Below are 17,646 nucleotides of genomic sequence, written 5' to 3'. Positions count from 1 at the left end.
AAAACAGCCTGAAACAGTCGAATAAGATGACAAGAAACTATTTAAGGTAAAACAAGAAAGAGGAGGATTTTTTTATGGGACTTATTAAAGCAGCTCTTGGTTCAGCAGGCGGTGTTCTGGCGGACCAGTGGAAGGAATATTTTTACTGTGAATCCATGCCGGCAGATGTGCTGGTCACCAAGGCACACAAGAAAGTATCCGGAAGGTCATCAAACAGACACGGTTCTGAGAATATCATCTCCAATGGTTCTGTGATTGCAGTCAGTGACGGACAGTGCATGCTGATCGTAGAGCAGGGAAAGGTCGTGGATGTATGTGCAGAGCCAGGAGAGTATACATATGACACCTCCTCGGAGCCATCTATTTTCTGCGGAGGGCTTGGAAAGGGCGTGAAGGAAGCATTCCAGCAGATCGGCAAACGTTTTACCTTTGGAGGAGAGCCGCCGAAGGATCAGAGAGTATATTTTGTAAATACCAAGGAACTTGTCGGTAATAAATATGGCACACCGAATCCGGTTCCGTTCCGTGTGGTGGATATGAATATCGGGCTGGATATGGACATCACGATCAAGTGTTTTGGCGAATACAGCTATCAGATCGCCAATCCGGTTCTCTTCTATACAAATGTCTGCGGAAATGTGGAGCAGGATTATACGAGAGATGAGATCGATGGACAGCTCAAGAGCGAACTGATGACAGCCCTGCAGCCGGCTTTTGCCAGGATCTCAGAGATGGGGATCCGCTACAGTGCACTTCCGGGACATACACAGGAACTTTCAGATGTGTTAAATAAGGTTCTGTCCGATAAATGGGATAATCTTCGCGGCATCCGTATCGTGTCTCTCGGTGTATCCAGTGTAAAGGCCTCTGAGGAAGACGAAGCCATGATCAAGGAACTGCAGAGGAATGCTGTTTTCCGCAATCCTACGATGGCGGCAGCCCAGATGGTGGGTGCACAGGCGAGTGCGATGCAGTCAGCAGCTTCCAATCAGAAGACGGGACCTGCGATGGCATTTGCGGCAATGAACATGGCGGCAAATGTCGGTGGAGCGAATGCACAGAATTTATTTGCGATGGGACAGCAGCAGGCGACACCGCAGATGCAGCCACAGTACCAGCAGCCTTCCCAGACAGCACCAAAGACAGAATGGACCTGTGCCTGCGGTGCAGTAAATACCGGTAAATTCTGCTCTGAGTGTGGAAGTCCGCGTCCGGCGGGACCATGGACCTGCAGCTGTGGAACTGTAAATACGGGTAAATTCTGCCAGGAATGCGGCAAACCGAGACCATAGGAGGAAGGGGGCAGATGCGATGGCAGATACTTTGAACTACAAGTGCCCCAACTGTTCAGCCGGTCTTACTTTTGAAAGCAAGTCACAGAAGATGAAATGTGAGTACTGTGGAAGTACCTATTCTCTGGATGAACTGGATAAGATCGCAGAGCAGGCGGAAGAAGTAAAGGAAGTTAAGGGGGATCACTGGGAAGGATTTGAGCCGGAGCAGTGGCAGTCAGACGAGAAATCCAATATGGCTGTCTGGAGCTGCCCGTCCTGCGGCGCGGAGATCCTTGCAGAAAAGACGACAGGTGCGACTGTGTGTCCTTATTGCGACAATCCAATGATCATGCCGGAGCAGTTTGTGGACAGCTATCGTCCGGATTATATCATTCCGTTTCAGAAATCCAAAAAAGAAGCAGTTGAGGCACTTAAGAAACACTACGAAGGGAAACCACTGCTTCCAAAGGTGTTCAAAGACCAGAACCATCTCGAAGAGATCAAGGCGGTTTATGTCCCGTTCTGGTTATTTGATCTGGATGCGGCAGGGCGTTTCCGCTATGAGGCCACCAGAAACCGTTTCTGGGAAGATTCTGATTACCGGTATACAGAGACGAAATTTTATCATGTTGTGCGCTCAGGCAGCATGAAATTTGAAAAGATCCCTGTCGATGGCTCGAAAGCTATTGACGATACCACGATGGAGGCAATTGAGCCGTATGATTACAAGGATCTGACAGAATTTAACTTTTCCTATCTTTCCGGTTATATGGCAGACAAATACGACCAGGAGCCGGATGCCCTCACAGAACGTGTTTATGAGCGCATGGAGAGGAGTGTGAAGGACAGTTTTGAGAGGACTGTCCATGGATATGCAACGGTAACTCCAAAGCAGGAGAAGGTCACAGTGACCGGGAAAGGCAAGGTCAGATACGCCTTGTTTCCGGTCTGGTTCCTGAATACGAAATGGAATGGCAAAAATTATTCTTTTGCGATGAATGGACAGACGGGACATCTGATCGGGGATCTTCCTGTGGCGAAGGATCTGGCAGTCAAATACTGGTTCAAACGTCATATCTCGCTGACCATTGCAGCGACAGCAGTAGTTACGGCTCTGCGTCTTCTGGGGGTGATATAGATGAACAGATCAGGGTGGATATTAAAAGGAACGATGCTGTGTCTTGGACTGGGACTTCTGATGCCACTTTCTGTGCCGGCATCCTCTGAGAACGATGCGGCAGGCACGGAAGAGATCTCCTGGGTATTTGACGATTATGGACTCCTGGATGAGACAGAGCAGGCACAGCTGGATCAGGAACTGGGGGATATTTATGAGGAGTATGGTTATGATGCCGTACTTCTGATCTCGCCGGATATCGGGGAAGACCAGGATTACCGGAAATATGCGGCAGAATTTATGCAGGAAAATGATATCGGATACGGCGACACTTATGAGGGAATGTGTATTTTCCATCAGCCGGATGCCAGAAATATCACGATCGTCTTCCGCGGGGACACGCAGGATGATTTTCCTTCAAATGTCCAGGAAGAAATGCTCGACAAGTGCAAGAAATATCTCAAGGCAGATGATCCGGTGAGAGGCTATCAGTCGCTGATCACAGACCTTCGGACCGGCCTTGACCGGATCTGCGAGGGTAAGAAAGTACGCCCGATGGATATCAGAGAAGGTTCTTTTGCGGGAACATTTGCAGTCGATCTGCTGCTATGTTTCCTGGTGATGGCGATCCCAACGGGATTTATGACCTGGATGCAGATGCGCAAGATGAAGACAAGAGTGCAGCAGGCAAATGCAAATGCTTATACTGCAGATGGAGGTTTGGAACTTAAGGAGAAGAGAGATCTGTTTCTGTACAGTACGATATCCCAGACTGCCAAGCCAAAGAATGATGACAAGAATGACGGCAGTTCCGGAAGTTTTTCCAGCGGTGGAGAGAGCTTTTCCGGGTCGAGCAGTGATTATTAAAAAGGACAAAAAAGCAGCGAAATAAAGAAGCTGCTTTTTTTTGCGCTCATAATTATGCAAAAAATAAATTAAATGTTAAAAATATAACAAAAAGAAACAACAAAAATGATAAAATATTGTCAGAATTTTGACAATGTACAGGCAAAAATACAATATATAGGGAAAATGCACAAAAAGATATAGGAGATGTGCAAATTTATTGAAGAAAAGTGCAATTGTATTTTGAAGTGCTTATGTTATAATTGCAACTGGTTAAAAACTTAAACGAGGGGGCGACAGCTTTGAAGAAATTAGTAACATTTTTGGGAATGCTGCTGACGATGCTGCTTGCCTGGCCGACAGGTGTATGGGCTGCCGGCGGGGAAACAACAGCATCGGTGCCGATCTGGCTCTGCATTCCTTTTGCGGGACTTCTGCTCTGCATTGCGATCATGCCGCTTATTAAAGCAGAGTGGTGGGAAGCACATCAGCCGCATGTGGTACTTATGTGGATCATACTGATGGTAGTTCCTTTTGCAGTCGTTTATGGTGTGGGTGATGCCGCTGAGACAGTGCTTGACTGTATCATAAATGACTATCTTACTTTTATTATTCTCCTTTTTGGACTGTTCTGTGTATCCGGTAACATTACCATGGAGGGCGATTTTGCAGGTTCTCCACGAGTTAACGTCTGCCTTCTGGCATTCGGTACACTGTTATCCAGCTGTATCGGAACAACAGGTGCCAGTATGCTGATGGTCCGTCCGGTGATCAAGATGAACTCCTGGAGAAAAAGAAAAAGCCATATCATGGTATTCTTTATCTTCATGGTATCCAACATGGGCGGCTGCCTGACTCCGATCGGAGATCCGCCGCTTCTGATGGGCTTTATGCGAGGTGTTCCGTTCTTCTGGAGCCTGCATCTGCTCCCGGTACTGCTCTTTAACATGGTGATCATGCTGTTTGTGTTCTATCATGTAGACAAACTTGCATACCGCAAGGATATCGCACAGGGCCGTAAACCGGATATCAGCAAGCCGGGTACAGAATTCCATATTGACGGACTTCACAACATTATTTTCCTTATTATGATCGTGGCAGCAGTTATCCTGAGTGGTGTACTTCCGGGACTTTCTGCTTTCCAGGATGCAGAAGGGGCAGTTAAGGGAATTCACCTTCTGGGTGAAGTAACTCTGACCTTCCCGGCACTGATCGAGATCGTGCTGATCCTTCTGGCAGCGTTCTTATCTTTCAAGACAACAGACAAGAGTGTGCGCAGGAGAAACCATTTTACCTGGGGTGCGATACAGGAGGTTGCTGTACTGTTTATCGGTATCTTTATCACCATGCAGCCGGCACTGATGCTCCTTAAGGCAGTCGGACCGAATCTTGGTATCACCAAGCCTCTGGAAATGTTCTGGGCGACCGGTGCACTGTCCAGTTTTCTGGACAATACGCCGACTTACCTTGTATTTCTCACAACGGCAGGAACACTTGGTTTTACCAGCGGAATCGCAACGACGCTTGGCACTGTGCCGGTGAAACTGCTTTCTGCAATTTCCTGTGGTGCGGTATTCATGGGCGCGAACACTTATATCGGAAATGCACCGAACTTTATGGTCAAGTCCATTTCTGACGAGAACGGTGTCAACATGCCGTCCTTCTTCGGATACATCCTGTGGTCACTGGTATTCCTTGTTCCGGTATTTATTCTGGACATGCTTGTGTTCTTTATGTAAGGAGGGGGAAGAATGTCAGATAAAATCAACAAAGAAATTTATACAAAACTTGCAAACCGTATCTACGACCTGGACGGTGAAGTCTACAGAGTCCTTGGTTCTTCTCTTGGACGTACCTTTACCGGAAACCGTGATACAACGATCCGTACCTTAAGCATGATGATGTACACGAAGCCGGATGGACATCTGCTCCGAAGCGAACTTGCCCTGATCAGCAACATGGCACGTACCATCAAGGATGAGAGCGAAAGAAGTCGGTTGATGACAGAGTATGATGAGATTCTTAAGGAGATCGAGCAGCTTCCGAATATGTTCGGTTCCACAGATATCATTGATGCTGAACGTGTGGCACTGAACCTTGCAGCGAGAAGGGAAAAAATTTCCGAGAATGACCATCTCGTGATCTGTATCAGCCGTACACAGGGAAGTGCGGGAAATGATATCGGATTCGAGCTTGCAGATAATCTTCATATTAACTATTATGATGTGGAGATTTTTGATCAGGTACTGAAACGCCTTGAAGCAGAGAAGGGCGATGTACAGGATAAAGAAAACTTTACCGAATTCAACAAATACGGAAAGAAATCACATGAAAGTTTCCGGACGAAGCTCAAAGAGCTGAACCGTTATCACGGACTGAACAAGCAGGACGCAGTTTTCTTCAATATGAGTGACCTGATCTGCGAACTCGCCCGGACAGAGGACTGTTTGATCATGGGACGCTGTGCAGATGCGATCCTCAAGAATAATCACATCCCGCACATTAGCATTTTTATCAGCGCTCCGCTTCAGGTGCGTACACAGCATGTCATGGATGTCCGTAATATGGATATGAAACAGGCAGTGCGCTTCCTCAAGAAAATGGATAAACAGCACCGTAAATACTACGAATTCTACACCGGAGAGAAGTGGGGAAAACCAGAGAACTACGACCTCTGCATCAACAGCGCAAACTATGGTATCAAAGAAACGATCGATGTGATCAAACGACTTCTGAACCAGCAGACGCAGTAAACAAAAAACCTGTAATGCTGTCATGAAATGTGGCAGACATTACAGGCTTTTTTTATTTGTTTACATCAATATAGCTGTACAGGGTGTACTTGGAAATGCCGAAATAATTGGCAACTTTATCCCCGGACTTGGTGATGAGGAAAGCACCGGAATCATTGAGAAACTGGATCGCAGTGACCTTGTCCTCTTTATTCATAAGTGCGACCGGTTTGCCAACCAGAGCAACAGATTCCTCGATCAGATGATCCAGTAGATCGTTGACACTGTGTGTGATCTCCTTTGGCTTTTCTTCCTTGTTGACCGGTGTGATCAGAGAGTGGAGTGCGCTTTCGATCATGGTCAGCTTGGTGATATCATAGTTGATGCCGAATACATAATGAAGGCTTCCGTCATCATCTCTGATATAGGAAGTGCTGCATTTCAGGATCTTGCCATCGGCAGTTTTCATCAGATAACCGGCGTGATCCTTTAATTCTTCTTCCTGCTCAGGTTTCTTTTTCTTGTTGTTGTGACGGATCACATCAAAAACGGCATTGGAAGGTCCATCTCCGATTCCGCGGCCTGTCACATGTCCGTTTTCAATATGGACGATGGAATGTTCCGGATCGTTTGTTTTAAGGTCATGTATCACAATCTCACATTCCGGACCAAACTGAAAAGCCAGATCCCGCGCGATCTGTTTGAGTACAGTAAGTCGTCCCATTGTTCTTCCTCCTCTTTTTAAAATTTTGGTATTATAAATACTATATCACAATTTTTTTTTAATATAAAGTTTTTTTTGCCATACCTAAATATTATTGTATAAAGGAATCAGATAGTGGTTGCTGAGGGGGCAAATTGGTGATATATTTGTTGTAATAAGTAGGTTCTGATGAAGGATTCGTCAGAAAAAGTGCAGGGGTACATCAGCTTATGAATGACAAAGGAGGGTATACTATGAAATATTTACTCAAAAACGGAACGGTAGTATCCGGAGAAAAATCTGAGAAACTCGATGTCCTGGTGGATGGAGAAAAGATCGTAAACGTAGGAAAGGACCTTGAAGCAGGCGATGCAGAAGTGATTGATGTCGAAGGAAAGCTTCTGTTTCCGGGATTTATCGACGGTCATACACATTTTGACCTGGAAGTGGCAGGGACTGTCACAGCAGATGACTTTGAGACAGGAACAAGGGCTGCACTTCTCGGCGGAACGACACTTGTCATTGATTATGCATCACAGGACAAAGGCGGCCATACACTGAAAGAAGGTCTCGATAAATGGCACAAAAAAGCCGATGGTAAATGCTCCTGCGATTATTCTTTCCATATGTCTATCGTGGAATGGAACGATGAGACAGAGGCAGAAGTGCAGGATATGATCGACCATGGAATCACCAGCTTCAAACTTTACATGACTTATCCGGCAATGATCGTAAATGACTGCGATATGTACAAGATTCTCAAGAAACTTGGGGAATGCGGCTGCTTCGCCGGAGTTCACTGTGAAAATGCGGGCGTGATCGATGCCCTGATCTCTGAAGCAAAGAAAGAAGGACGTCTCGGACCGGAAAATCATCCACTCGTAAGACCAGATACCATGGAAGCAGAGGCTGTCCACCGTCTTCTCGTGATCGCCAAAGAAGCCAATGCACCAGTCATGGTCGTTCACCTGACCAACAAGAAAGCTTACGAAGAGGTTATGAACGCAAGGAAAAATGGACAGGAAGTCTATGCAGAAACCTGCCCGCAGTATCTCCTTCTGGAAGACAGCGTATACTCCAAGCCGGACTTTGGAGGTGCTGTTTATGTATGTGCACCGCCGATCCGCAAGAAAGAAGATCAGGACTGCCTGTGGAAAGCTCTGGCAGACGAGGAGATCCAGACGGTGGCAACAGACCAGTGCAGCTTTACTCTGGCACAGAAAGCCCTCGGAAAAGATGACTTCACCAAGATCCCGGGAGGACTTCCGGGTGTACAGACAAGAGGAACTCTTCTCTATACTTATGGAGTTAAGACCGGAAAGATCACCCAGGAACAGATGTGCAAAGTCCTCTGTGAAACCCCGGCCAAACTGTACGGTGTATATCCAAACAAAGGCGCGATCACAGCAGGAAGCGACGCAGATATCGTAGTGCTTGATCCGGCAAAAGAAAGCGTGATTTCCGCAGCGACTCATGCATACAATACAGACAATAACCCGTTCGAGGGCTTCAAACTTGAGTGCGGCATCGACAAAGTTTTCCTCCGCGGAAACCTTGCAGTCGAGGAGGGTAAGCTTGTAAAAGAAAAACTCGGCAAATACATCGCCAGAGGTAAAAAACAGCTTTAAGGGCTGCATACGGGGAGAAAATATTATGAAAAAACTGATCGACAAACTGCATCAGGAGCAGATCCTGTCAGCAGAAGAATTCCGGACACTTCTGACAGACCGTTCAGAAGAAACAGATCTGTATGCACGGGAACTGGCAGACCAGGTGCGGCAGCAGGTCTATGGAAACCAGATCTATGTACGTGGACTGATCGAGTTTACCAACTACTGCAAAAATGACTGCTATTACTGTGGAATCCGCCGGAGCAACCGAAATGCCCAGCGTTACCGCCTGACAGAAGAAGATATCCTTGCCTGCTGCAAAGAAGGCTATGAACTGGGATTCCGTACTTTTGTCCTTCAGGGAGGAGAAGACGGATATTATACAGATGAGAAGCTGACAGCTCTGATCCGTAAGATCAAAGAAGTCTATCCGGACTGTGCCCTGACACTTTCCATCGGGGAGAAATCCGAAGAAAGCTACCGTGCCTACAAAGAAGCCGGTGCAGACCGCTATCTTCTGCGGCATGAGACCGCGCGTGAAGAGCATTACCGCAAACTCCATCCAGAAGAAATGTCCTGCGAAAACCGCAAAAACTGTCTTCGCACCCTCAAAAAACTGGGCTATCAGACAGGTGCAGGCTTTATGGTGGGTTCTCCTTACCAGACCATCGATGATCTGGTAGAGGATTTCCTGTTCCTCAAAGAACTGGATCCGGAGATGGTCGGGATCGGACCGTTCATTGCACATCAGGATACTCCTTTCCATGATGAAAAGAGCGGAACACTTGAAGACACGCTTTTTTATCTGGCACTCCTTCGTCTGATGCTTCCGAATGTGCTCCTTCCGGCAACTACAGCACTGGGAACGATCTGTCCGAAGGGACGTGAACTCGGCGTAAAATCCGGCGCAAATGTCGTGATGCCGAATCTTTCTCCTGTTTCTGTGCGAAAGAAATACATGCTCTATGACGGAAAAATCTGCACCGGAGATGAGGCAGCAGAATGCCGTTTCTGCCTCAGCCGGCGCATGGAACTGATCGGCTGCCAGATCGTGACAGACCGCGGGGATTACAAAAAAGTCTTGCAATAGATACTGTATATGGGGTATAGTGGTCATATGGTTACTGTGAATGAAGTGAACAGTAACATTGTATGCTATAAAGGAGGATTATTTTTAATGAAGAAATCCAGATTACTGATCGTGCTGGCTGGTCTGGCTGTGTTTGCATCCGGATGTGGTTACAGCACAGGAGGAGAAGACTCTACTGTGACTGTGATTGAAGCGACTCCGACTCCGACCGCTACTCCTACACCGGAAGCAACTCCGACTCCGGAAGTTCCAGAGGCAACCCCGACTCCGGCGCAGGAAGTCGCACAGACAGCAAGCGGTGTGAATATCATAAAGCAGAATGCTACCTATTATGTTGTGGAGGGCGTAAATGTCCGCTCTGACTGCAGTACAGAGGCAGAGATGATCACAGGAACAACTGTTGGTCAGGAACTGACAAGTACAGGTGTCAGCGAGGACGGACAGTGGATCGAAGTAACGGTTAATGGTCAGACAGGTTACGTCAATGCACAGTATGTTTCCACAACCGCTCCGGCAGGTGCTGCTGCACAGACTACAGCTCAGTAAAAAGAACGAAATACTTCAAAGAAAAACGCTGAACTTCTTTAAAAGAAATTTTTCTGAAAAGAAGCACAGCGTTTTTTATTTGGCATTTATGATACGAAAGAAAATGACTTACTCCGGATAAACAAGACGATCCGGTTTGATATCGTAGAGAACTTCGCGGAGATATTTATCGGCAAGATATTTTGCCATGCCGAGGTTCATGTCGAGGTAGTTTCCACAGTCTTTGGCAGAAGCTCCCGGGATCTCGCCTTCAAAATCACGGATAAATTCAAACATCTCTGTCATGAGCGGCACGATATCCTTGGATTCGTAATCGCCTGCAAGGAGAAGATAGTTTCCGGTACGGCATCCCATCGGTCCCCAGTAGATGATCTTGCTTCCGAATTCAGCGTGATTGCGGAGAAAAGTAGCTGCGAGATGTTCCATTGCGTGAAGCTCGGCAGTGTTCATGACAGGCTCCTCGTTCGGGGAAGTCATGCGGATATCAAAAGTAGTGATGACCTGATCTCCGAGATAATCCTTGCGGGAAACATAGATTCCCGGCTGGAGTTTGATATGGTCTATGGTAAAGCTGGCTATTTTTTTCATAGGTGTTATTCCTTTCTGTATTTTGATATAAAGTCGTTAATCCTTATTGTAACAGAGCTTTGACATGCTTACAAGTAGTTGGAGAAAAATCCCCGGCATTGACTTTACTTCTTCGTGATGTTAAACTGTTGCACAAGACAAAGTTATGAAAGTAATGTCAGAAGAGGAGGAATTTTATTATGAAATCCAGAGTTTTGGCGGCAGTTTTCGCAGTTGTCCTTACAGCAGGCACCCTTACCGGCTGTGGAAGCACAAAGACAGCTGATACTGCAAAAACAGAAGATACAAAAGAAGAGACTTCTTCAGATAAAGAAGTGACACAGGAACCGGTAAGCGAAGAAGAAGCAGAGGCAGACGGTTTCAGTGACGGTACAGACGGGGAAACAACCCTGGATACCAGCAAGGAACTGACAGGAATCCATCATGCAGGAATTGCTATCAAGGATTACGGAAGCATCGAGGTAGAACTGGATGCAGACACAGCCCCGATCACAGTGACAAACTTCGTGAAGCTTGCACAGGACGGTTTCTATGACGGACTGACTTTCTGGCGTATCATAGACGGTTTTATGATGCAGGGTGGTGACCCGAAGGGCGATGGAACTGGCGGCGCAGATGAGACGATCAAGGGAGAATTCTCCAGTAACGGTGTGAAGAATGATATTTCTCACGTAAGAGGAACCATCTCCATGGCGAGATCTTCAGACCCGGACAGCGCAAGCTCCCAGTTCTTCATCGTACAGTCTGACAGTACCTTCCTGGATGGCGACTATGCAGCATTCGGTCATGTGACAGAGGGAATGGATGTCGTAGACCAGATCTGTAAGGATGCAAAACCTACAGATGACAACGGAACGATCAAGGCAGACGAGCAGCCGGTGATCGAGAGCATCCAGATCAAAGACTGATCGTTTTACAGTTTTATGATCAGAACCGGAATCGGAGGATTGTTCGGGCGGTTATAGTAGTCGCTCCGGATGACAAGATATTTATGCGGGTCGAGGGAGGCAAGCCATGCAAGTACCGCGTCCCGCTCCTCAAATCCGGAATCGCCGCCGCTGTAAATACAAAGTGAGATCAGGCCGCCTTTTCTGAGAAGGGAAAGCCCCTGGGTCAGAGCCTCAATGCTGGTGTCACCTTTTGTCGCTTTGGCGTGATCCCCACCGGGAAGGTAGCCGAGATTGAAGGTGATGCAGCTTACAGAATTTTCCTGGGCATGCGTTTTCATTTGCGTATGGGATTCCAGAAGCAGAGTATAGTTGTCTGGTGCACCTTCGCTGATGAGGTGCTCTTTTGTACTTTTTAATGCCTGTTCCTGAATATCAAAAGCAAGTACTCTGCCCTTTTCGCCGCAGAGCGTACTCAGAAGCAGTGTATCATTTCCGTTTCCCATCGTTGCATCAATACAGAGATCGCCCGGAGAAACCTGTTCTTTTATAAAACGCGCACACCATTGTGTGATCTGATAATTTTTCATAAAAATCTTAGTCCTTTCTTATTCATTACTCCCATTATAATAAAAATCTAACATGAAAACGAGTACAAAAAAAGAAACACAGCAAAAATTCATTGCAATTGTCGCTGGGGCTGTTATAATGTAACAGACATGAAAACTGTGAAAAACTCGTAAAAGGAAGGAAAATCTTATGTTAAAGGGTAAAACCGTTCTTCTGGGAGTGACCGGAAGCATTGCGGCATACAAAATCGCATATCTTGCAAGTGCACTGAAGAAACTTCACGCAGAGGTCCATGTGCTGATGACGAAGAATGCAACCAATTTTATCACACCGATTACATTTGAATCGCTTACCGGAACGAAATGTCTGGTAGATACCTTTGACAGAAATTTTCAGTTCCAGGTAGAACATGTTTCCATTGCAAAGAAGGCAGACGTAGTCATGATCGCACCTGCCAGTGCCAATGTGATCGGCAAACTTGCACATGGGATCGCAGATGATATGCTGACAACAACGATCATGGCATGCAAATGTAAGAAATTCATTTCCCCTGCCATGAATACAAATATGTTTGAAAATCCGATCCTGCAGGATAATCTTAAGACGCTTGAGCATTATGGATACGAAGTGATCCAGCCAGCGAGCGGCTACCTTGCCTGCGGGGACACCGGAGCCGGTAAGATGCCGGAGCCGGAAACACTGCTTTCTTACATCTTGAGGGAGATCGCAGCGGAGAAGGATCTTGAGGGAAAGAAGGTTCTGGTCACAGCCGGACCTACCCAGGAATCCATTGATCCGGTGCGCTACATCACCAACCATTCTTCCGGCAAGATGGGCTATGCACTGGCAAAAGCAGCTATGCTCCGTGGCGCAGATGTCACTCTGGTCAGCGGACCATGCAGCATCACGCCGCCGCCTTTTGTAAAGGTGGTACCGGTCGTGACCGCGAAGGATATGTTTGATGCGGTGACTTTCGTAAGTGCAGAGCAGGACATCATCATCAAGGCAGCAGCCGTGGCAGACTACCGCCCGAAGCAGGTTTTTGATGAGAAGGTCAAGAAGCAGGACAAAGAAATGAGTATTGAACTGAAAAAAACGGACGATATTCTCAAATACCTGGGAGAACATCGTACTCCGCAGCAGTTCCTCTGTGGATTTTCCATGGAGACTCAGAACATGATCGGTAATTCCAGGGCGAAGCTTGGTAAGAAACATCTGGATATGGTGGCAGCGAACAACCTCAAGGTTGCAGGCGCCGGTTTCCAGGGTGATACCAATGTGCTGACCCTGATTACACAGGATGAGGACGTATCACTCCAGCTTATGAGCAAGGAGGATGCAGCCAACGTCATTCTGGATAAGATCCTTTCTATCATGAAAGAAAGGGAACAGTAACCCGTTCACCAGGAGGCGGGTAAATAAAATCACATACCCGCAGTTCCGCACCGTATTGTATCCCCATGGAGGGAACGATAACAAGGAGGAAAAACATGAAAAGTAACAAATTTACCACATCACAGCTCACCATTCTTGGTCTGATGTCAGGAATCCTTTTTCTGATGGCGTACACACCACTTGGATATCTGAACATAGGACCTCTGGCAGTCACCTTTAATGTCATTCCGGTCGCAATCTGCGCGGTCGTTCTCGGACCGACAGGCGGAGCCGTAGCCGGAGCCGTTTTTGGACTGACCAGTTTCTTACAGGCAATGGGAATCGGCGGTACCAGCGCACTGGGAGCAGCCCTGTTTCAGATCAATCCATTCTTGAGTGCAGTTCAGTGTTTTGTACCTCGTATTCTTGATGGATTACTTATCGGTTTCATCTACAGAGGAATGAGAAAGAAAACAAATGTATATGCATCCTGTGCAGTAACCGGATTCTTTTCCGCATTCCTGAATACTCTGTTCTTTATGACCGCACTGGTTGTAATGTTCGGAAACACAGAAGTGATCCAGAATCTTATGGGTGGAAGAAATGTGATCATTGGATGCTGTATGATGGTAGGTGTTAATGCAATCAGTGAGATGGTTTCTTCAACAATCATCACAGCAGCTGTAGGAACCGCACTTTCCAAGGCTCATCTGATTCCGGCATCTCAGATTGCAAAACCTGACACTGCCGCATAAAAAGCATATAGACAGGAATGAGAATATATGATTTTAGCCATTGATATCGGAAACACCAACATTGTAGTTGGCTGTATCGAAGAAGAGAAGATTTACTTTATAGAGAGGATTTCCACGAACCACACCAAGACAGAACTGGAGTATGCGATCGACCTCAAGACGATCCTTGACATCCATCACATCAAACGTTCTGAGATCGAGGGTGCGATCATTTCTTCCGTAGTTCCGCAGATCACCAATGCAGCGAAGCTTGCGGTCGAGAAGATCCTCAAAAAAGAACCGATGGTCCTGGGACCAGGAGTCAAGACAGGACTGAATATTGTTCTGGATAATCCGGGAGAGATGGGAGCAGACCGTGTGGCAGACGCAGTTGCGGCGCTGGCACAGTATCCGGTACCGCTGGTCATCGTGGATATGGGAACAGCGACTACGATTTCTGTTCTGGATGATAAGAAACGCTATATCGGCGGAATGATTCTTCCGGGTGTACGGATCTCTCTGGATGCGCTGACTTCCAGAGCATCACAGCTGAGCGGGATCAGTATTGAAGAGCCGAAACGGCTCATTGGAAGAAATACGGTAGACTGCATGAAGAGCGGGATCCTTTATGGAAACGCAGCTGCGGTGGACGGTATCGTGGACAGGATCGAAGAAGAACTTGGACAGAAAGTCACCGTGATCGCAACCGGTGGAATGTCCAAAAAGATTATTCCTCACTGCAAAAGAGAGATGATCTGGGATGGAGACCTGCTCCTCAAGGGACTTCAGATCATTTACGACAAGAACAAATAATAAAAATCAGTAACTATAAAATCACTTCTTTTGACTGTGTGAAACAGCAGAGGAAGTGATTTTTTTGTTGCGAAAAAATTTTTCAGAATGCCTGTGCCATGTCTTTTGGGACGGGGGCAGTGAAGCAGAGGTTTTTGCCGGTCAGCGGATGCCGGAAATTAAGCTGGAAAGAATGCAGAGGCTGTCTTTTGAAATGGTCATAGACCGGATGGTAGAGATAATCTGCCGGGAGTGGATGTCCGATGTATCCCATATGCACCCGGATCTGGTGGGTGCGTCCTGTTTCCAGATGGATCTCCAGGAGGGAATGATCATTTCGGACAGCGAGCCGTTCATAATGTGTGACAGCGGATTCTCCATGTTCCGGATCGACCTGCCGCTGGATCACGGAATCGGAAACACGTCCGATCGGGGCAGAGACTGTCCCGGATGGAGGGGTGACACCGCAGACAACTGCCAGATAGGTGCGGCGGATCTCACGGTTTCGCATCTGTGCGGAAAGGATCGCGGCGCTGAGCGCGTTTTTTGCAAGGATCAGTGAACCGGAGGTATCACGGTCCAGCCGGTTGATGCAGCGGAACGGGCAGAGTTCGTTTTTTTGCTGGAAATAGAATGCTGCAGCATTGGCGAGGGTGTTTGTATAATTTCCGATCGAAGGATGCACAGGCATATCAGCCGGTTTATTTAAGACAAGGATGTCTTCATCTTCATAAAGAATATCAAGGGGCAGGGGAGCAGGAACGATCCCTTCCATGCTGCCTGTTTCCATGACGCGCACCCGGAAATGGTCTCCTTCTTTGAGAATGCTTCGTCCCCCGGCGCGCATTCCGTTTACGAGAAGTGCTTCTTTATCCGGCTTCATGGAAGTCAGGATGTGCCGGGAAAACCCTTTTGACCGCAGGAATTCAAGTACCTGCATGCCGTCCTCCTGCGGGGTGATGGTATATGTTAAAATTCTGTCCATATGGTTAGTTTCTCCAGTTTGTTTTTTTATCTGGCATCAGTATAGGGCAACAAGAAAAAAAATTCCACAGATTTTGCAAAAATAAATGGAAAACAGAATCGCAATCTGGTATAAAATAAGGTAAATAGCGGTTACAGGGGATTTATGGTCCACCGCTATAATAAAAAGGAAGATTTTTACATAAGCTGAAATACATAAGGCCGGGGGAATGAGACAATGAGTGAAGAAAAAAAGATCAGCAAAAAGACACTGAAGATCATCTTGGGAGTATGCGTTGGTGCAGTAGTGGCACTGGTAGTGGGATTTTTTGCCTATATCCATGTGGCAGATACGAATACACTGGGGCGCAAGATCACGATCTATGGACTGGATGTGTCGAAACTGGGTGTGGAGGATGCAAAGCAGAAGATCCTGACTACATTCCAGGATAAGAAGATCGTTTTTAAGGAAAACGGAGCGGATGTCTACAGTCTGACTCTGAAAGATCTGGGTTACAGCCTGGATGAAAATGACCTTACGACGCAGCTTACAGAACTTCAGAAGAAGAGAGAGGCAAACCGCAAGATCTTTGCAGAACAGGAGAATGTAAATATCTCTTACAAAGTCAACAAGGATGCCGAGCAGGAAAAGAGTGCACTGACAGCAGACCATTTTGGTGACAGGGAACGTACCTCTTCTACAAATGCATCGATCCAGTATGATGACGCAAAGAAAGAATTTACGATTACCAGTGAGGTACAGGGCGATGAGATTGATGAAAGCCGTCTGATGAGCTTTGTGGATCAGACACTGGATGCGGATTTTACTTCTGCACTTCTTGATGCAGAAGCAGATATTACGATGGGTACAGAATGTTATCAGCTCCCGGATGTTTCCGCAGATGAGGAGATGCAGAACAAGCTGACCAGCCTGAATGACCAGCTTGACAAATACAGAAGTACAACAGTTACCTATACATTTGGAGAGAGTACAGAAGTCCTGGATTCCCAGACCATTAATTCCTGGATCACGATCGACGGAGAAAATATCGGAATTGACCAGGAAGCAGCGAAGGCATATATCCAGAATCTTGCGAATACCTATAATACGATCTATGTACCGAGAACTTTCCATACTTCCTATGGAAATGATGTGACGATCTCAGGAAATGAATACGGCTTCCAGATCGACCAGGACGGAGAACTTGCACAGCTTCTCGAGGACTTAAAGAGCGGCACCGCAGTTTCCAGAGATCCGGTATACAGCATTCAGGGAATGCAGCGCAACGGGACCGACGACCTGGCGGGCAGCTACATAGAAGTCAGCCTGGATAACCAGCATCTGTGGCTTTACAAAGACGGTGCGCTTGTGACAGAAACCGACATCGTAAGCGGTGCTCCGACCAAAGGCAGAGAGACCTACCGTGGTGCATGGCCGATCGCATACAAGGCAAGTCCGTTTGAATTATCAAGCGAAGAATATGGCTACAATGTCAAAGTAAACTACTGGATGCCGTTCGTATACGGTCAGGGACTTCACGACGCATCCTGGCAGTCTTCCTTCGGAGGAAACCGCTACAAATCCGGCGCCGGCAGCCACGGCTGCATCAACCTCCCTGAAGACCAGGCAGCTCTGATCTACAATACGATCGATGGTGGCTATCCGATCATCATCTATTAAATAAGAAGACCGACCCGGCTTGCAGGTCGGTCTTTTTGTGCAAGATCTGGTTTGTGGGTCGGCCTTTTTTGTGTAAGCTCCGGCCAATTTTCTCTTCTAACAATCATCCGGCATCGATTTATATGTTATGAAGCATTCC

The 17,646-nt window shown here is 47.0% G+C and carries 17 protein-coding genes; 13 read left to right on the top strand and 4 right to left on the bottom strand.

The annotated features are described in order from the left end of the window. Nucleotides 1-74: 74 nt before the first annotated feature. From DWX28_RS10345 to DWX28_RS10325, 5 genes are all read left to right on the top strand, one after another. On the top strand, nt 75-1,292 hold the full coding sequence (locus DWX28_RS10345) for an SPFH domain-containing protein (RefSeq protein WP_022215275.1): 1,218 nt from the start codon (nt 75-77) through the stop codon (nt 1,290-1,292). Nucleotides 1,293-1,311: 19 nt separating this feature from the next. After that, nucleotides 1,312-2,412, top strand: coding sequence for a hypothetical protein (locus tag DWX28_RS10340; RefSeq protein ID WP_243002403.1), 1,101 nt, complete (start codon nt 1,312-1,314; stop codon nt 2,410-2,412). Then, nucleotides 2,413-3,258, top strand: coding sequence for a TPM domain-containing protein (locus DWX28_RS10335; protein ID WP_118252635.1), 846 nt, complete (start codon nt 2,413-2,415; stop codon nt 3,256-3,258). It begins immediately after the preceding gene. Nucleotides 3,259-3,578: 320 nt separating this feature from the next. Next, nucleotides 3,579-4,976, top strand: a complete 1,398-nt coding sequence (locus DWX28_RS10330; RefSeq protein ID WP_420314292.1) for a sodium:proton antiporter — start codon at nt 3,579-3,581, stop codon at nt 4,974-4,976. A 12-nt stretch (nt 4,977-4,988) separates the two neighbouring features. Beyond that, nucleotides 4,989-5,990, top strand: a complete 1,002-nt coding sequence (locus DWX28_RS10325) for a cytidylate kinase-like family protein (protein WP_022215271.1) — start codon at nt 4,989-4,991, stop codon at nt 5,988-5,990. A gap of 52 nt (nt 5,991-6,042) precedes the next feature. On the opposite strand, the gene DWX28_RS10320 is transcribed toward DWX28_RS10325, so the two are convergent. Further along, the gene (locus DWX28_RS10320; protein WP_022215270.1) at nt 6,043-6,693 is read right to left on the bottom strand and encodes a helix-turn-helix transcriptional regulator; all 651 of its coding nucleotides are present in this window, start codon (nt 6,691-6,693) and stop codon (nt 6,043-6,045) included. 233 nt (nt 6,694-6,926) lie between these two features. On the opposite strand from DWX28_RS10320, the gene hydA reads away from it, so the two are divergent. The 3 genes from hydA to DWX28_RS10305 all read left to right on the top strand — a co-directional run bounded on the left by hydA (nt 6,927) and on the right by DWX28_RS10305 (nt 9,918). Then, the gene (gene hydA / locus DWX28_RS10315) at nt 6,927-8,300 is read left to right on the top strand and encodes a dihydropyrimidinase (RefSeq protein ID WP_118252634.1); all 1,374 of its coding nucleotides are present in this window, start codon (nt 6,927-6,929) and stop codon (nt 8,298-8,300) included. Between the two features lie 25 nt (nt 8,301-8,325). Beyond that, nucleotides 8,326-9,372 (top strand): [FeFe] hydrogenase H-cluster radical SAM maturase HydE, encoded by a 1,047-nt coding sequence (gene hydE / locus DWX28_RS10310; RefSeq protein WP_022215268.1) that lies wholly within the window; start codon nt 8,326-8,328, stop codon nt 9,370-9,372. Between the two features lie 87 nt (nt 9,373-9,459). Continuing rightward, on the top strand, nt 9,460-9,918 hold the full coding sequence (locus DWX28_RS10305; RefSeq protein ID WP_022215267.1) for an SH3 domain-containing protein: 459 nt from the start codon (nt 9,460-9,462) through the stop codon (nt 9,916-9,918). Between the two features lie 108 nt (nt 9,919-10,026). Here DWX28_RS10305 and DWX28_RS10300 read toward each other — a convergent pair whose 3' ends face one another. Beyond that, nucleotides 10,027-10,506, bottom strand: a complete 480-nt coding sequence (locus tag DWX28_RS10300; RefSeq protein ID WP_022215266.1) for an S-ribosylhomocysteine lyase — start codon at nt 10,504-10,506, stop codon at nt 10,027-10,029. A gap of 179 nt (nt 10,507-10,685) precedes the next feature. Between DWX28_RS10300 and DWX28_RS10295 the strand changes: the two genes are divergently transcribed. Beyond that, nucleotides 10,686-11,414 carry a peptidylprolyl isomerase gene (locus tag DWX28_RS10295; protein ID WP_022215265.1) on the top strand — a complete coding sequence of 243 codons (729 nt, stop codon included), beginning with the start codon at nt 10,686-10,688 and terminating at the stop codon, nt 11,412-11,414. A 5-nt stretch (nt 11,415-11,419) separates the two neighbouring features. Here the strand turns inward: DWX28_RS10295 and DWX28_RS10290 are convergent, their stop codons facing one another. Further along, nucleotides 11,420-11,983, bottom strand: a complete 564-nt coding sequence (locus tag DWX28_RS10290) for a class I SAM-dependent methyltransferase (RefSeq protein ID WP_118252633.1) — start codon at nt 11,981-11,983, stop codon at nt 11,420-11,422. Between the two features lie 169 nt (nt 11,984-12,152). Between DWX28_RS10290 and coaBC the strand changes: the two genes are divergently transcribed. From coaBC to DWX28_RS10275, 3 genes are all read left to right on the top strand, one after another. Further along, a complete protein-coding gene (gene coaBC, locus DWX28_RS10285) occupies nt 12,153-13,358 on the top strand; it encodes a bifunctional phosphopantothenoylcysteine decarboxylase/phosphopantothenate--cysteine ligase CoaBC (protein WP_022215263.1) in 1,206 nt (401 codons plus the stop codon). 95 nt (nt 13,359-13,453) lie between these two features. Beyond that, the gene (locus DWX28_RS10280) at nt 13,454-14,092 is read left to right on the top strand and encodes an ECF transporter S component (protein ID WP_022215262.1); all 639 of its coding nucleotides are present in this window, start codon (nt 13,454-13,456) and stop codon (nt 14,090-14,092) included. 27 nt (nt 14,093-14,119) lie between these two features. Continuing rightward, nucleotides 14,120-14,884 (top strand): type III pantothenate kinase, encoded by a 765-nt coding sequence (locus DWX28_RS10275; RefSeq protein WP_022215261.1) that lies wholly within the window; start codon nt 14,120-14,122, stop codon nt 14,882-14,884. An 82-nt stretch (nt 14,885-14,966) separates the two neighbouring features. On the opposite strand, the gene DWX28_RS10270 is transcribed toward DWX28_RS10275, so the two are convergent. Then, nucleotides 14,967-15,848, bottom strand: coding sequence for an RluA family pseudouridine synthase (locus DWX28_RS10270; RefSeq protein WP_022215260.1), 882 nt, complete (start codon nt 15,846-15,848; stop codon nt 14,967-14,969). A 216-nt stretch (nt 15,849-16,064) separates the two neighbouring features. On the opposite strand from DWX28_RS10270, the gene DWX28_RS10265 reads away from it, so the two are divergent. Then, on the top strand, nt 16,065-17,507 hold the full coding sequence (locus DWX28_RS10265) for a L,D-transpeptidase family protein (protein WP_118252632.1): 1,443 nt from the start codon (nt 16,065-16,067) through the stop codon (nt 17,505-17,507). Nucleotides 17,508-17,646: the final 139 nt, after the last annotated feature.

Source organism: Blautia sp. AF19-10LB (assembly GCF_003461245.1).
In the GTDB taxonomy this organism is placed as follows: Bacteria; Bacillota; Clostridia; order Lachnospirales; family Lachnospiraceae; genus Blautia_A; species Blautia_A intestinihominis.
The sequence above is the reverse complement of the archived record's forward strand: the minus strand, read 5'-3'. Positions and strand labels throughout refer to the sequence as shown.

Excerpts from the sequence above, each read along its gene's own strand:
- hydE (WP_022215268.1), top strand. The coding sequence starts at position 8,326 with ATGAAAAAACTGATCGACAAACTGCATCAGGAGCAGATCCTGTCAGCA.
- DWX28_RS10330 (WP_420314292.1), top strand. The coding sequence starts at position 3,579 with ATGCTGCTTGCCTGGCCGACAGGTGTATGGGCTGCCGGCGGGGAAACA.
- coaBC (WP_022215263.1), top strand. The coding sequence starts at position 12,153 with ATGTTAAAGGGTAAAACCGTTCTTCTGGGAGTGACCGGAAGCATTGCG.
- DWX28_RS10280 (WP_022215262.1), top strand. The coding sequence starts at position 13,454 with ATGAAAAGTAACAAATTTACCACATCACAGCTCACCATTCTTGGTCTG.
- DWX28_RS10345 (WP_022215275.1), top strand. The coding sequence starts at position 75 with ATGGGACTTATTAAAGCAGCTCTTGGTTCAGCAGGCGGTGTTCTGGCG.
- DWX28_RS10265 (WP_118252632.1), top strand. The coding sequence starts at position 16,065 with ATGAGTGAAGAAAAAAAGATCAGCAAAAAGACACTGAAGATCATCTTG.
- DWX28_RS10340 (WP_243002403.1), top strand. The coding sequence starts at position 1,312 with ATGGCAGATACTTTGAACTACAAGTGCCCCAACTGTTCAGCCGGTCTT.
- DWX28_RS10335 (WP_118252635.1), top strand. The coding sequence starts at position 2,413 with ATGAACAGATCAGGGTGGATATTAAAAGGAACGATGCTGTGTCTTGGA.
- DWX28_RS10270 (WP_022215260.1), bottom strand. The coding sequence starts at position 15,848 with ATGGACAGAATTTTAACATATACCATCACCCCGCAGGAGGACGGCATG.
- DWX28_RS10325 (WP_022215271.1), top strand. The coding sequence starts at position 4,989 with ATGTCAGATAAAATCAACAAAGAAATTTATACAAAACTTGCAAACCGT.
- DWX28_RS10295 (WP_022215265.1), top strand. The coding sequence starts at position 10,686 with ATGAAATCCAGAGTTTTGGCGGCAGTTTTCGCAGTTGTCCTTACAGCA.
- DWX28_RS10275 (WP_022215261.1), top strand. The coding sequence starts at position 14,120 with ATGATTTTAGCCATTGATATCGGAAACACCAACATTGTAGTTGGCTGT.
- DWX28_RS10290 (WP_118252633.1), bottom strand. The coding sequence starts at position 11,983 with ATGAAAAATTATCAGATCACACAATGGTGTGCGCGTTTTATAAAAGAA.
- DWX28_RS10305 (WP_022215267.1), top strand. The coding sequence starts at position 9,460 with ATGAAGAAATCCAGATTACTGATCGTGCTGGCTGGTCTGGCTGTGTTT.
- DWX28_RS10300 (WP_022215266.1), bottom strand. The coding sequence starts at position 10,506 with ATGAAAAAAATAGCCAGCTTTACCATAGACCATATCAAACTCCAGCCG.
- DWX28_RS10320 (WP_022215270.1), bottom strand. The coding sequence starts at position 6,693 with ATGGGACGACTTACTGTACTCAAACAGATCGCGCGGGATCTGGCTTTT.
- hydA (WP_118252634.1), top strand. The coding sequence starts at position 6,927 with ATGAAATATTTACTCAAAAACGGAACGGTAGTATCCGGAGAAAAATCT.